Raw genomic sequence first — 13,319 nt, forward strand, 5'->3', positions numbered from 1 at the left:
GCGGCACAGCCGGGACCGGTTCCGCCGACCTTCGGGAGCGTCAGGAGGTGTGCGGGCAGTTGCCCCGGTACTCCGCGATCGTCAGACTCGGCTGCGGCAGCGGACACAGGAACTGCTCGTAGCGGGTGTCGTTGTCGATGAACCGCTTGAGCCACGAAAGGCTGTACTTGGCGATCGTGGTGTTGGACGTGTTCGGCGTGAAGTGCGAGGCGTTGCGCAGCTCCAGGTACGCCTTGTCCAGCGAGCCGGGCAGCGAACGGTAGAACGGCTCCGAGTGCGACGACACCGGGGCGACCGAGTCGCCGTCCGCACCGACGATCAGCGTGGGTGTACGCAGCTCGGGCCACGTCTTGTCGGTGTTCCAGCCGGTCAGCGGGATCGCCGCCTTCAGCGACGTACGGCTCTTCGCGGCCTCCAGGGAGCCGCCCCCGCCCATGGAGTGACCCATCACGCCCAGCCGGGAGGCGTCGACCCGGCCGCGCACCGAGCTCCGGGTCGTCAAGTAGTCGAGAGCGGCGAGAAGTTGACGGCCACGGCTGGCGGGCTGGTCGGACGTGGTGTTGGTGTCGATGGTGAAGACGACGAACCCCTGCGAGGCGAGCCGCGGGCCGAGCCAGGCGATGGACGACTGGGTCGCGGTGAAGCCCGGTGAGACGGCGACCGCGCCGAAGGTGCCCGCGGTGGTGGACGTCGGGTAGTAGATGGTGCCGCCGCCGAACCCGCTGACGCTCAGCGAGGACACCGACGTCTGCGAGGTGGCGAAGGAGCCGCGGCTCGCCTCGATGCTGGACTGCGTCGGGGCCGGGCCCCGCTCGTACGGATTGTCCGCGGCCTGCGCGCCGGGGACCGTCGCCGCCACCAGGCCGGCGGTGGCCAGGGCGGCGGCACACATGCCCTTGAGGGCGTGGGAACGGCTCAGGGTCCTGCGGTGGCGGCGCGGGGAGGTGCCGTCGGCGAGGAGGAGCTGCTGCACGAGGGGGGTCCTCTCATCGTGGCGGCTCCCGGCCGGGATGGGGATCGGAGCACATCGTCGCCGAGGCTCCGGGTGTCCGGGTGGAGGCCGCCGTTCTTCACTGGCAGACGCCACTCTGGCGGCGCACCCGCGTCGCGCACATCGGCGATATCACCGGTCCGCTCGCGCGGGGAGCGCCCGGGACCCACGGAGACCACGGACGCACGGGGCGAGCGGACGACGGCAGAGGGCCCCCTTCCCGGCAGAACTCCGGGAAGGGGGCCCTCTGGTCCGACTACACCTGCCGGCCGCTCACCTTCAGAGCGCCGGGTGCGCGTTCTTCAGCAGTTCCTGGAACTGGGCGGAGAACCAGTGCCCGGAGATCGGCGCGTCCGGCAGCGCGCCGGACATGCTGTTCCCGTTGCGGGGATTGCCGGTGTACGTCGGGTCGCACATCCGGTCGAAGCCCTTGCCCTCGGGGTTCGGGATCGCCTTGCTCGCACCGTCGGACTCGCCCGGCGGCTTGACCCAGACGTACGCGTCGATGCCCGCGGCGGGCGCCGTCCTCGGCCGTTCACCGAGGCCCGCCCCGGACTGGTTGCACCAGTTGCCGAGGTGGATGCGACGGTCGTAGCGCCCGCCGTTCACGAACGCGTCGACACTCGTCCGCGGCCCGGGCCCGGCCGGCCTCGCCGTACCGCCCCAGCCGTTGCGGGAGGTGTCGATGAGCATGCCGAGCCCGGAGTCGAATCCGAGCGAGACCAGCTTGGCGCGCATGGCCTGGGCGTAGCTCAGCTCGTCGGTGTAGCGGTTCCAGTCCACCCACTTCGACTGGCGTACGGAGGTCCCGTTGACGCTGTCGTCGATGGTGAAGTGGTCCTCCTTGAGCGCGCTGTAGTTGGCGGTGTTGACGATGAAACCGTGCACGTCGGCGAGGGTCGCGCCCTCGGTGGTCGCGGCTTCCTTGAACATCTCCGCGGAAGCGGAGAAGTTGTCGTCCCAGCCCAGCCAGCCGTGGTGGCCGGCGTCGACGTAGTTGTAGACGTTGGGGGCGTCACCCAGCTTGTTCAGGGCGTAACCGACGCCCTTCTGGTAGTTGCCGTTGGCCTTCATCACGTCACAGGCGGGAGTCGCCGTGGGGCGCGGAGTGACGTTGGTGACGAGGTTGGGCAGGGAATCGATCTCCACGGTGGTGACGATCCGCAGTCCGGCGTACTTGGGGTCCGCGAGGATCGCGGCGATGGGGTCGATGTACTCGCTCTTGTACCGGCCGATCTCGGTGGGGCCGAGTTCGCCGTTGGAGGCGAGCGCCGCACAGTCGCGGCCCGGCAGGTTGTAGATGACCAGCTGGACGGCGAGCTCTCCGCTGCCCTTCTGCTTCAGTGCCTCGTCCAGGTGGGCGCGCAGGCCCATGGAGGTGCTGCTGCCCTGGATGGCGGCGATCCGGTCGAGCCAGACGGCGGTCGGCTGCTGGGAGACGGCCGTGCCCCCCGGTTCGGCCGCGGCCTTGGCGGACCACTCCGGGTTCACGTACACCTTGGCGCCGGCGTACGGGTTGTCGACACGGTCACCGGGCGGATCCGTGGGGCCCGGGCCGGGGCCGGGTCCCGTACCGCCGTTGCACGTCACGCCGTTGAGCTTGAACGCGGTGGGTACGGCGTTCTCCCCGCTGACACTGGCGTTGAAGCCGAACGACGCCGAACCGCCGGTGCCGAGGCTGCCGTTGTACGACACGTTCTTCGCGGTGACCGCGGCGCCGGTCTGCGTGAGGGCGGCGTTCCAGCCCTGCGTGACCTTCTGACTTCCGGCGTAGACCCACTCCAGGGTCCAGCTGCTCACCGGGTCACCGGTGTTGGTGACAGTGACGTTCGCGCCGAAACCGCCGTTCCACTGACCTTGCACCTTGTAGTCGACGGTGCAGCCGGGGGCCGCGGCGCCCGCGGAGCCGGTCGCCACAGCGGTGACGCCCGCGGCCATGAACAGTGCGCAGGCCGCCGCCAGACCCGTACGGGTGCGGGACGGCCGTAACGGCTTCGGCGAAGGAGAGGCGGTGGGGGTGGCGCTGGAATGCACGGGGTGCTGCATGAGCGACTCCAGACAACTGAGGTGCTCCTGACAGAGCACCTAGCGAAGGGGGACCGCTCCCACTGGTGAGGCAGACCGTAGCGTCAACCAACGACAAGTAACAGACGTGTCGCGAACTTTCACTGTCGAATATCTTCGACTCTTCACCCTCCTTGACCCGCCAACGCGGACCACTCCACAGTGGGAGCGCTCCCACTGGTGCAAGGCTTGAACGTACGAACCCACACGGTTCAGGACGCCCGGCCACCGGGCGTCCTGAACCGGTGGAACCCCGCACCGCGAGGGTTCCTACATCTCGACCCTCAGCTCCCGCAGTCCCCGCATGACGAAGTGGGGCCTGCGCTCCGGTTCCTGCGCCAGTCGCAGACCCGGCGCCTGTACGAGCAGCGCACGCATCGAAGAGGCCAGTTCGAGACGGGCCAGAGGTGCGCCGATGCAGTAATGGATGCCGGCGCTGAACGAAAGGTGAGGATTCTCAGACCTGGTCAGATCCAGCCGCTCCGGCCGTGCGAAGACCGCAGGATCGTGGTTGGCGGAGCCGAAGAGCAGCGCGACCTCCGCCCCCCGCCCGATCGTCACCCCGTCGATCTCGATGTCGTCGAGCACCCAGCGTTCGAAGAGCTGGAGCGGGGTGTCGTACCGCATCAGTTCCTCCACCGCGGTGGGCAGCAACCCGTCCGGATCGGCCCGCAGCGCTGCCAGCTGTCCCGGATTGCGGAACAGCGCGTACCAGCCGTTCGTGGTCGCGTTCACCGTCGCTTCGTGACCGGCGTTCAACAGCAGCACGCAGGTGGAGATCACCTCCTGCTCACTGAGCCGCTCGCCGTCCTCATGTGCGGCGATCAGCCCGGACAGCAGGTCGCCTCCCGGATCGCCGCGCCTTACGGCAATCAACTCACGGAGATAGGAGGAGAATTCGACCGATGCGCGAACTGCCCGCCGCGCTGTCTCCGGCGACGGATTCAGCTCGTACATACCGCAGATGTCCGCCGACCACGGTCGCAGCAAGGCCCGATCGGACTCCGGAATGCCCAGCATGTGCGCGATGACGGCCACCGGCAGGGGCTCCGCGACAGCGGCGAGCAGATCACCACCGCCCTCCGCCACCAGCCCGCCGACCAGCTCGGAGGCCAACGCGTCCACGAAGGGCGCGAGTTGCGTCACCGTCCGTGGCGTGAAGGCCTTCGAGACCAGGCGGCGGATCCGCGTGTGGTCCGGCGGCTCAAGGTCGAGCATCCCGTGGTCATTGAGCACCTGGAACGGCTCGTGCTCGGAAGGCGGCGCCGCACGCCCGAATTCCTCGTGCGTAAAACGGTGCTGGTACGAGCGTCCGAGACGCCGGTCCCGCAGCAACGCCGACACGTCGGCGTGGTGCGGCACCAACCACTGCCGCGTCGGCTCGAACCAGTGCACCCGGCCGCGGTCGCGCAACTCGGCATAGGCAGGGCAGGGGTCGGCCAGGAACTCCGGCGACCACGGGTCGAAAACATCATCCATGAGCGGACGCTAACCCTCGGGCCACCACCGGGACCAGACCGGCCGGGCGCAGCCCCGCCACCCACCGCAGCCAAGGCACCGGCACCACGAGTGCCGCTGCCGCCACCGGAGCTCTTCTCGTCATGGGTCCTCCCGGAGACGCGCGCGGCTTGCCCCGGTCCAGGCCAGCAGTTTTTCCACGTCCCACGTATTCACCACGCGCTCGGCCGGCACCCCGCATTCCTCTGCCCGCGCGCACCCGATCACCTGCCAGTCCAGCTGCCCGGGGGCGTGCGCGTCGGTGTCCACGGCGAACAGCGCCCCCGCCGCCACGGCCCGGCGAAGCAGCCTGCGGGGCGGGTCGAGCCGTTCCGGTCGGCTGTTGATCTCCACGGCCGTGCCCGCCCTCGCGCAGGCCGCGAACACCGCTTCCGCGTCGAACTGCGACTCGGCCCGGCCACGGCCGGTGACCAAGCGGCCGGTGCAGTGGCCCAGCACGTCGGCGCGAGGGTTGCTGACGGCGGCCACCATGCGACGGGTCATCGCTGCCGCGTCCATCCGGAGCTTGGAGTGCACCGACACCACGACCAGGTCCAGCCGGTCGAGCAGTTCCGGCTCCTGGTCGAGTCCGCCATCGTCGAGGATGTCGCACTCGATGCCCGTCAGGAGCCGGAAAGGCGCCCACTGGGCGTTCAGCTCCGCCACCAGGTCCAGCTGCTCGGCCAACCGCTCGGGCGACAGGCCGTGGGCCACCGTCAGCCGGGGGGAGTGATCGGTGAGTACCGCCCAGTCGTGCCCGAGGTCCCGCGCCGCCCGCCCCATCGCCGCCACAGGGCTGCCGCCGTCCGACCAGTCGGAGTGCAGATGACAGTCGCCCTTCAACAGGGCCCGTAGCTCACTGCCGGCGCCGCCCTCGACGAGCGGAGCCCGGGCTTCCCCCTCCAGGCGTTCCAGGTAAGCGGGCACCCCGCCCGCCAGAGCCTCCCCGATCACGCCCGCGGTCTTGGGGCCGATGCCCTTCAGCGTCTCCAGCGACCCTTTCGCCGTACGTTCGGCCAGCTCGCCGGGCACCAGCCCGCGGACCACCGCTGCGGCAGTGCGGAAGGCCCGCACGCGGTACGTCGGAGCGCGCCCGCGCTCCAGCAGGAACGCGATGCGTTCGAGTGCCTCCACGGCTTCCATCGCCACCTCCGGCCGCCGACGGGGTTCTCGCCGGCCCGTACCGTTCCTCCAGGCTGCCCCGACACGCACGGCGCGGCATCTCGGGCACGCGCCCGCCCCGTGCGTGCGCCCACTGCCGCTGCTGCGCGGTGATCTGCTTCCGGAGGTGTCTTCGACGACGACGGCCGTGCGCCGTTCGGGTTGCGGCGCGCCGGTCGGCGTTGATGCCTGGTCGCTATTCCCAGAGAACTTTCTGTGGCGAGTCGGTGCAGTTCCCGTCGATCAGGGCGACTCGCGTTGCCTCGGCCGTGCACTCGTCGGCGAGGAAGGCGCTGCACCTCTCGACGGTCCCCCCTCCCCGCCTCCTTATCGGACCGTCCAACGGCGCCCGTTTACTGCGGGACGGGGGCGGTCTGCGGGGAAGTCGAGCTCCGGAGCGAATTACGGCATGAGGAGGTCAACACGCGGCGACATGCAGGGACACGAAGTGAGTGTTTTCCGTCCTCGGAGCGAGTTTCGGGAGGAGAGGGGCACACGATGGAGAGGCCGATAGCGGGAGGTACCGGCCTGGGTGTGATCTAGGTCCATAGCTGTCCTAGTTGGGCTCTATGGTCGTTACCGCACCTGGGACCGCAAGAGAGGATGGGACCGATGAAGCACACCGCACCCGAGGGTTACACCAGCGTGGCGCCGTGGGTGGTCACCGATGACACCGGAGCGCTGCTCGACTTCATTACTGCCGCGTTCGATGGCGAGGAGATCGCGCGGGTACCGGTCGAGGACGGCACCATCGGCCACGGTGAGATCCGTGTCGGTGACACCGTGGTGCTCGCCTTCGACCGTCGGCCCGACTGGCCGGTGATGCCCTCATTGCTGCGTATCTACGTCCCGGACGCGGACGCCGCGATGACTTCCGCGGTCGCGCACGGGGCGCAGGTGGTCACCAAGACCGCTGACAGCGCGTGGGGGGACCGCGGTGGCCGGGTACGGGATCCGTTCGGCAACATCTGGTGGGTGGTGAGCCGGGTGGAGGACGTCGCACCGGAACGGGCCGAGGAGCGTATGTTCGAACCGGAGTGCGCCGAGGCAATGCGTGTGGCCCAGGAGACGCTGGATGCGGCACTGAGCGGACGGGCTTCAGGCGTGGCAAGCGCCCCGTGCCGCCCGAGCCGCTGAGCATTTCCTGGTTTGCAATACTGGCTGCCGGGGGGGGGCATGCCTGCGCGATGAGGAAGCCCCTGGCAGGCGAGTCCCCGGCGGAGATCGCTCGCACCTGCCAGGAAGTTCGCGCGGTTGCCCGGCCGTCGGACCGAGGGGTGCCCGCCTCCGCGCGCGTTCGTTGCACTCGTGGACCCCGCAAACATGACAGCGGCGCCCGGATTGCCGACAGTCTCGGTACCTCCGTCGACACCGCCGCCCACTGCTGAACCTCTGCCATCGGCACTCTGCTCGCCGAACGGGGGCCTGCCCGTCGAAGGCCACAGCTCGCGACCAGGCGCATCTTCCGCAGAGCCCGGCGCAGCCCGCCTGAATGATGCGCACCCCCCGGCCGTTCTCGCCCTGACGGGCAACCCTGGGCGCCCCGTAGTTCTTCACGCGTTTCAACGCCGTCGCGGAGAGTTTCACGCCAATTTGCGTCCCGCTCGCGGACAGAGGTATAGACCAATGATATACATGCGCCTGGTGCTCGTCCGAGCGCTCTCCGTCACCACGCCCAGCGAGGACCAGTGACCTTGGCTGCACACGCCGACGCTTCGCGTCTTCCGATCTACCTGCGGGTCGCCGCGCAGATCCACGAGGAGCTGACGTTACGTCACGTGCCGCCCGGAGAACGGCTGCCCAGCGAACGATCCCTCGCGGCCGCCCACCGGGCCAGCCGCGAGACGATCCGCCAGGCCCTGCACCACCTGCGTGAACAGGGCATCGTGGCCACGGACAGGAGCGGCTCGTACGTGCTCCCGGCCGACGACCGTCCTGCGGTGCCGCGCTCGGACGCCACTCCGGTCTTCCCCGGAGGTGTCGTCGCCGAAGCGCTCGCGACGGCGTGCAGCGCGGAACTTCTTTTCCGGCCCGCACCAACGGACATCGCCCGCGTTCTGGGGCTGACGAGCGGTGTGCGCACCCTCGTGCACCGGCAGCAGGTCACCGGACCGGCCGGCGACCTCATCCAGCGGGCCACCACGTATTTCTCCCGTACGGCGCTGGAGGAGATCCCCCAACTAGCCCGCCGGGGGCGCAACATGCGCCGGCGCTTCAAGCCGGACCTGCGCCGTCTCTACCAGTGGATGGACGAAGCCGGACTGCGGCCCGTCTGCGAGGAGACCCTCACCGTGACCCCGCCCCCGGCGCGTGCCGCCGGGACCGCGGACCTCCGGGTCCGCCGCATCGTGAGCGACCAGCTCGATCGCCCGCTGGAGGTCACCGACCTGACCATCACCGCCGGGTCGGGAAGCCTGAACTACCGCTTCTCGTTGGCGGTCGCCCCCGCACTGGCGGCGCGGTAGGGCAACGCGGGGGCGGGGGCGGAGCGTCAGGAATCCGGTACGCACCCTCTCCGCCAGTCTCTTGGGATCTGCCTGCTCGCTCGGAAGGCTCTGGTGCCGGGGGTTCCTGCGAGGGAGAGGGCCTTGAGGGTACGCGCGGCCGGGCATCGCGCAGTGAAATCTGCACCCTCAAGCCGGGGCAGACACCCAACTCCGACAAGTTGATGTCGGCCGTCGACTGGTCCTCGGCCGCCGACTTCGAGGGCCTGGAGGACAACTTCGTGTCCCGGGCGACCGGCAACATCAAGGTCCCGCAGAACGGTACTTACGCCTTCCGGCTGATCAGCGACGACGGCTCGCGCCTGAGCGTCGGCGAACGGACCGTCATCGAGCACGACGGCCTGCACGGCCCCGAACCCAAGGACGGTTCGATCGACCTGGTGGCCGGCTATCAGCCGCTGCTTATCGAGCACTTCGAGCGTTCGGGCACGGGTCGTCCACGTGCGCTCACCCCGTTCCTTCAGTTCGACCGACGGTGCACAGCTGTGGAGCACCGAGGTGTGGTACACGCTGAACCAGCTGCCGGGTACGGCATCCAGCCAGGGTGAGGTGAAGGGCGTCAACGGCAAGTGCCTGGACGTCGACGGCTCCCAGACCGCCGACGGCACGAAGGTCCAGCTGTGGACCTGCAACGGCTCCGGCGCCCAGGCCTGGCAGCCTCAGGCCAACGGCTCGGTACGCAATCCGCAGACGGGCAAATGCCTCGACGCATCCGGCGGCACCTGGAACGACGGAACCCCCGTCCACCTGTGGACCTGTCACACCGGACCCAACCAGAAATGGACCCTGCCGTGACGCCGCCGACGGCGCGCACGGCTTGACGCGAGGGTCATGGCGGCGGGGGCCGGGGCTACTACCGGCTCTCGCCCGTAGCCGGGACCCCGCTGCCCTCCGGCGGATCAGCACAGCACGGTCGACGGACAAGGTCGACGGGCAGATCGTGCGAGCTCAGCGGCGCGCCTCGGGTGCCTCCTGCAGAGGGGCACGCCGACGCGGGCCGCTGAGGGGCGCGGCTGTGGCCGCAGGCATGCGTGCGCGGGGCGCGCTTCACCCTTTTCGGCGGAAGGCGGTGTCCCGTCTGCCTTTCGGCGGGAACCGGGTGGCGCAGATCATGACTCCGGAGGAGACCGCGGAGGCACTGAACGCGATCACGAGGCAGGCGGCGGGCGGGAGTTGGGTGAGTGCCTGGCGGGCGCGGCGCAGGCGGACGGAGAAGTCGCTCGCGGAGCCGCCGGTGCGCCCCGCCCGGACGTCGGCGCGGATCAGCACGCGACGTAGCGGTAGCCGACGCCGCGGACCGTTTCTATGGCCTTGCGGTACGGGGAGCCCAGCTTCCGCCGCAGGCGGGCGATGTGGACGTCGATGGTCCTGTGGTCCGCGGAAACGGGGGAGGACCACAGCGCGGAGTACAGCATCTCGCGGGTGTGCACCCGCAGAGGGTGGGCGACGAGATGTGCGAACAGGTCGAACTCCAGCCGGGTGAAGTGAAGTCGGCGTCCGGCCACCGTGACGGTGCGGGAGTCGGTGTTCACCTGGACCTGCTGCGCGCCGGCCGGTACCGGGGGAGCGTCCGGCGACTCCGCGTCCATGGGCACGAGAACGAGGTACCCCGTCAGGAAAGGCCTGCCCTGCGGGGCCGGGAGCGCGGAGGGCGGAAGTGCGAACCACGAGGCATGAGCCAGCTCACGCCACGGGGCCGGCGGGCCTTCCGCCCGCCGCAATGCGGGGAACCCCGTTCCGCGGGAGAAGCCGGGACCGGGCGTACGGGTAATGCTCACGAGAAGTCGCATCCTCTCTCGGGGCCGCGGCGCCTCGCGTACACGCCGCTCCGCGACCGCACGTGGCGGGTGTTGTCCGTCCTGCGCCCGATCGACACTACCGGTGACCGATCGCGATCGGAATGTAACTTCCGGAAGGTGGGATTCTATGGCTGGATTGTGTCGTGCGACCCCGGGTAACGCCTCGTCGGCCTGCGCGTCGCGGCGCGCCCGGACCCTTTACGGAGCCGCGCGCCACCTGGAGACAACGGCTGCGCGAAATTCGTGATGTTCCGTCAGTTGCCGTGCTGCCGCGCCCTTTTGCGTCTGCGGCGAACCGGAGGCGCCCGAGGTGGCCGGCCGCCCACCGGCGAGCGCCCTACTGGCGCAGCGCGAACTCCGGGTCGTTGAGGGGCGCACGCAGCACTGCTTCCGTGGACTTCGGCCCTGTCCCGCGAAGTGGAACGCCAGCCGGTGCCGCCGTTCCTTTCCTCGGGCATTCGGAAGCAGACGGTGTTCCCGTGGAAGAGCTCGTCCAGGGGCACCGCAGCACTGGAGGAGGTGCCGGCCTCGACAGGGTCGCGGCGATCGGGGATGCTTCGCGCGATGACCAGAATCAATGACACACCCCCCGCGTGGGACGACCGCACCCAGCTCGCTACGTTTCTCGACTACGCACGTGGCACCGCCCGCGCCAAGTGCGAAGGCGTCTCTCAGGAGAACGCGCGCAGGGCTCTCCTGCCGGGCTCACCGCTGATGACCATGAGCGGTGTGATCAACCACCTCCGCTGGGTCGAGTACTACTGGTTCCAAGTGGTCTTCCTCGGCGAGGAAGACCGGGCCCCCATGACGGACGAGGACCCCGACCGCGAGATGCGTATCGCCGTCGACTTCCCCCTCACGCAGTTGCTCGACGAATACACCGAACAGAGCAGCCGCTACCGCGAACTGGTCGCCGGGAGCGACCTGGAGAAGCAGGCTCAGCGAACCATCCGCAACGGCGTCCACGTCGACTTGCGCTGGATAATGCACCACCTCACCGAGGAGACGGCCCGCCACAACGGCCACCTGGACATCCTGCGCGAGATGCTCGACGGCACAACCGGCTACTAGATTCGGCGGAGATCACCGGCGGGGCCGGAGTCGGAGCGACGCGAGGGTGCCGGTGCCGCGAAAGAGGTAGCCGCGCTTGCCGGACCCTGCGCCCGCGTGAGCCTGGGATCCCGGCCCAGCTCGGTGCCCTGCCGCTCAGCCCCGAAACGATCCAGCGTCCGGCCGCAGCGGCCGAGACCAACCCCGGAAGCTGCTGATTGCCCTCGTCGGGATCCATGCGCTCTACCCGCACCAGGCCCGAGCGCTGCCCCGGACCGGCGCTGACCCGCAGCACCTGTGCGCGGTGTGCAACATCACTCCGGAGACCGGACTCCGGCACACCCGCTTCTTCCACCCCGGCCCCACGGACAGCCACGACGTATCCGGCTGCAACGTGGAAACATCGTGACCGACCTCCACGCTCACCTGCTCGCCGCCCTCGCCGGGATCGGCGGTGAGCTGGAGCTCCCAGCTACCCGTAACGGGCACTTCGGGGGCGCGGTCATCCTGGAAGGCTGCGCGGTCAGCGCCGGCCGCCGCCGACGCGGCGGTCGTCCGCCAGTCCGGTGAGCGGGCCGAACTCGCAGGCAAGCTGGCTCCACGTCAGAACCTCGCCACAGCGGGCCGGGAACTCCTTCGGGTTGAACTCGGGCATGGTCCAGGTGCCAGTGCCCCGGTCCCGCAGCCACAGGTCCCCGTCACCGTCGACCACAGTCGGCGGGACCGGTACGGGCTCGGCCTGATCGGTGGGCTCCCAGGTGACCCGGCCCGGGTGGGAAGCCCGGCGCAGCTCGGTGGTGGCCAGCCGCGCGGCCAAGTCACGGGTGGACTCATCGGCCTCCTTGACCGACGCGAGTCGGAACGCGTCGTCAAGTACGGGCAGGGCTGGATTCTTGCTGCGCTTCGAACTCATACGCTGACTACCTCCGGTAGGGGGCGTCACATCCGTTATGGCACCCCGCAGAGGAATACGGTAACCGAGGCGGGAGCCGGGCGGGCTACGGCCACTGTCCAGCGGAGGCGCTGGCACACCGTGCGGTGGGGGTAGGCGGTGAGCTGGTCCTGAGGCTGGCCCAACCCGTGGTGGTACGCGTCGGCGTCGGAGCGTGGAGATTTTTGGACCCGGTGCAGGCGGGGGGCTGCGCTCAAATCCTCCCTACCCTGAACCGGCCATCCACCCGGTTCGCGAAACAGCCGTTCGCCAACCCGTCACGACGTGGGACGGGTTCTCGCACCGGTGGCGCAGATCGCAGGCAGGCGGCTGACCGAGCTCTGGTGGACGTGTTCGCAGAGTGGTAGCACTGCGTGCCCGAAGGCCACCGCGCTGGAGAAAGGTCACACGATGCGCCGTGACCATCAGTCGTTATGTCCGGAAACTGAGGTCGGCCCGGTCTGGGTACGAGAGGAGCGGCGCGCTCGCAGGCGACGGATCACCCAGGCTGTCAGGAGCAGAAGGCCCAGGAGCACGGCGATCACGGCGGGCCCGGCACTGTCCAGGGTGTGCGCGAGTGCCCGCTGCACGGCCCCGGCTCCGTCGATGACAGGGTCGGTGGTGGCGGGGTCGCGCTGGACACGGATCTCGTACCAGCCGTAGTACGCGACGTACAGGCCGACGAGGAGGAGGAGTCCGCCGCCGATACGGGGCGCGAGCGCGCCGGCGCGGCGCAGGTGGCCCACGGCGGTGCTGCGGGTGAGGGCGACGGTGAGAGACGCGACGCCCACGATCAGACCCATGCCTACCGCGTACGCGGCGAACAGGATGATGCCCTGACCCGTGGAGCCGCTGCGGAACGCGGAGACGACGATGGCGAGGAACGGCGCGATGGTGCAGCCCAGGGACGCGGTGGCGTACGCCATACCGAACAGGGCCATCGAAGGGACGGAGCGGGTGACCGTGGGTGCGCGTCGGACTTTCGGCATCAGGGCGGGCAGCCGGCGGCCGACGAGCAACCATGCTCCGGCCGCGCCCATCAGGATGCCGAACGTGATGGTGAACCAGGGCAGATGTTCCTGGACCTGTCCGGCGACGGGCTGGATGGCCAGGCCGAATATGCCGAAGAGGGCGGCGAAGCCGACGGTGATCGAAATGGTCGCGGTCAGGGCCCGGCCGACGGCGACGGCGCGGGTGGGGCTGTCGTCGCCGAGGACGAGGAGGGACAGGTAGGCGGGGAGCAGGGCGAAGCCGCACGGGTTGACGGCGGCGAGTATGCCCGCGGTGAGCGCGAGGGCGAGTGGCAGGTCGGACATCGTGGT

12 protein-coding genes and 1 pseudogene are annotated in these 13,319 nt (G+C 69.7%); 5 read left to right on the top strand and 8 right to left on the bottom strand.

The window, feature by feature from the left end; all coding sequences use genetic code 11:
• Window positions 1–40: 40 nt before the first annotated feature.
• The 4 genes from bdeA to HNQ79_RS26375 all read right to left on the bottom strand — a co-directional run bounded on the left by bdeA (window position 41) and on the right by HNQ79_RS26375 (window position 5,695).
• On the bottom strand, window positions 41–973 hold the full coding sequence (gene bdeA / locus HNQ79_RS26360; protein ID WP_444545297.1) for a bis(hydroxyethyl) terephthalate hydrolase: 933 nt from the start codon (window positions 971–973) through the stop codon (window positions 41–43).
• A 297-nt stretch (window positions 974–1,270) separates the two neighbouring features.
• Entirely contained in the window at window positions 1,271–2,929 is a 1,659-nt protein-coding gene (locus HNQ79_RS26365) for a glycoside hydrolase family 6 protein (protein ID WP_229923681.1), read from the bottom strand.
• A 396-nt stretch (window positions 2,930–3,325) separates the two neighbouring features.
• The gene (locus HNQ79_RS26370) at window positions 3,326–4,534 is read right to left on the bottom strand and encodes a cytochrome P450 (protein ID WP_185035290.1); all 1,209 of its coding nucleotides are present in this window, start codon (window positions 4,532–4,534) and stop codon (window positions 3,326–3,328) included.
• 120 nt (window positions 4,535–4,654) lie between these two features.
• The gene (locus tag HNQ79_RS26375; RefSeq protein WP_185035292.1) at window positions 4,655–5,695 is read right to left on the bottom strand and encodes a PHP domain-containing protein; all 1,041 of its coding nucleotides are present in this window, start codon (window positions 5,693–5,695) and stop codon (window positions 4,655–4,657) included.
• Window positions 5,696–6,325: 630 nt separating this feature from the next.
• On the opposite strand from HNQ79_RS26375, the gene HNQ79_RS26380 reads away from it, so the two are divergent.
• The 4 genes and pseudogenes from HNQ79_RS26380 to HNQ79_RS26395 form a co-directional block, all read left to right on the top strand.
• Window positions 6,326–6,850 carry a VOC family protein gene (locus tag HNQ79_RS26380; protein WP_185035294.1) on the top strand — a complete coding sequence of 175 codons (525 nt, stop codon included), beginning with the start codon at window positions 6,326–6,328 and terminating at the stop codon, window positions 6,848–6,850.
• 557 nt (window positions 6,851–7,407) lie between these two features.
• Complete coding sequence (locus HNQ79_RS26385) at window positions 7,408–8,178, top strand: GntR family transcriptional regulator (RefSeq protein WP_185035297.1); 771 nt, start codon at window positions 7,408–7,410, stop codon at window positions 8,176–8,178.
• Window positions 8,179–8,381: 203 nt separating this feature from the next.
• On the top strand, window positions 8,382–8,765 hold the full coding sequence (locus tag HNQ79_RS26390) for a PA14 domain-containing protein (RefSeq protein WP_185035299.1): 384 nt from the start codon (window positions 8,382–8,384) through the stop codon (window positions 8,763–8,765).
• Between the two features lie 16 nt (window positions 8,766–8,781).
• A pseudogene (locus tag HNQ79_RS26395) lies at window positions 8,782–9,012 on the top strand (RICIN domain-containing protein); the annotation flags it as partial.
• 252 nt (window positions 9,013–9,264) lie between these two features.
• On the opposite strand, the gene HNQ79_RS26400 reads toward HNQ79_RS26395, so the two are convergent.
• Complete coding sequence (locus HNQ79_RS26400) at window positions 9,265–9,486, bottom strand: hypothetical protein (protein ID WP_185035301.1); 222 nt, start codon at window positions 9,484–9,486, stop codon at window positions 9,265–9,267.
• Window positions 9,480–9,995, bottom strand: coding sequence for a winged helix-turn-helix domain-containing protein (locus tag HNQ79_RS34585; protein WP_185035302.1), 516 nt, complete (start codon window positions 9,993–9,995; stop codon window positions 9,480–9,482). Before HNQ79_RS34585 ends, HNQ79_RS26400 begins: the two co-directional genes overlap by 7 nt.
• A 585-nt stretch (window positions 9,996–10,580) precedes the next feature.
• Here HNQ79_RS34585 and HNQ79_RS26410 point away from each other — a divergent pair.
• Complete coding sequence (locus tag HNQ79_RS26410; protein WP_185035304.1) at window positions 10,581–11,087, top strand: DinB family protein; 507 nt, start codon at window positions 10,581–10,583, stop codon at window positions 11,085–11,087.
• A 502-nt stretch (window positions 11,088–11,589) separates the two neighbouring features.
• On the opposite strand, the gene HNQ79_RS26415 is transcribed toward HNQ79_RS26410, so the two are convergent.
• Window positions 11,590–11,979 carry a hypothetical protein gene (locus HNQ79_RS26415; RefSeq protein WP_185035306.1) on the bottom strand — a complete coding sequence of 130 codons (390 nt, stop codon included), beginning with the start codon at window positions 11,977–11,979 and terminating at the stop codon, window positions 11,590–11,592.
• Window positions 11,980–12,422: 443 nt separating this feature from the next.
• Window positions 12,423–13,313, bottom strand: a complete 891-nt coding sequence (locus tag HNQ79_RS26420) for a cytochrome c biogenesis CcdA family protein (protein WP_185035308.1) — start codon at window positions 13,311–13,313, stop codon at window positions 12,423–12,425.
• Window positions 13,314–13,319 lie beyond the last annotated feature (6 nt).

Origin of the sequence: Streptomyces candidus (assembly GCF_014207445.1) — a bacterium.
Lineage (GTDB): Bacteria > Actinomycetota > Actinomycetes > Streptomycetales > Streptomycetaceae > Streptomyces > Streptomyces candidus.

Bases quoted from the DNA above. Each gene is read 5' to 3' on its own strand.
- HNQ79_RS26365 (WP_229923681.1), bottom strand. From the start codon at position 2,929: ATGGCCGCGGGCGTCACCGCTGTGGCGACCGGCTCCGCGGGCGCCGCG.
- HNQ79_RS26370 (WP_185035290.1), bottom strand. From the start codon at position 4,534: ATGGATGATGTTTTCGACCCGTGGTCGCCGGAGTTCCTGGCCGACCCC.
- HNQ79_RS26375 (WP_185035292.1), bottom strand. From the start codon at position 5,695: ATGGAAGCCGTGGAGGCACTCGAACGCATCGCGTTCCTGCTGGAGCGC.
- HNQ79_RS26380 (WP_185035294.1), top strand. From the start codon at position 6,326: ATGAAGCACACCGCACCCGAGGGTTACACCAGCGTGGCGCCGTGGGTG.
- HNQ79_RS26390 (WP_185035299.1), top strand. From the start codon at position 8,382: ATGTCGGCCGTCGACTGGTCCTCGGCCGCCGACTTCGAGGGCCTGGAG.
- HNQ79_RS26410 (WP_185035304.1), top strand. From the start codon at position 10,581: ATGACCAGAATCAATGACACACCCCCCGCGTGGGACGACCGCACCCAG.
- HNQ79_RS26415 (WP_185035306.1), bottom strand. From the start codon at position 11,979: ATGAGTTCGAAGCGCAGCAAGAATCCAGCCCTGCCCGTACTTGACGAC.
- HNQ79_RS26420 (WP_185035308.1), bottom strand. From the start codon at position 13,313: ATGTCCGACCTGCCACTCGCCCTCGCGCTCACCGCGGGCATACTCGCC.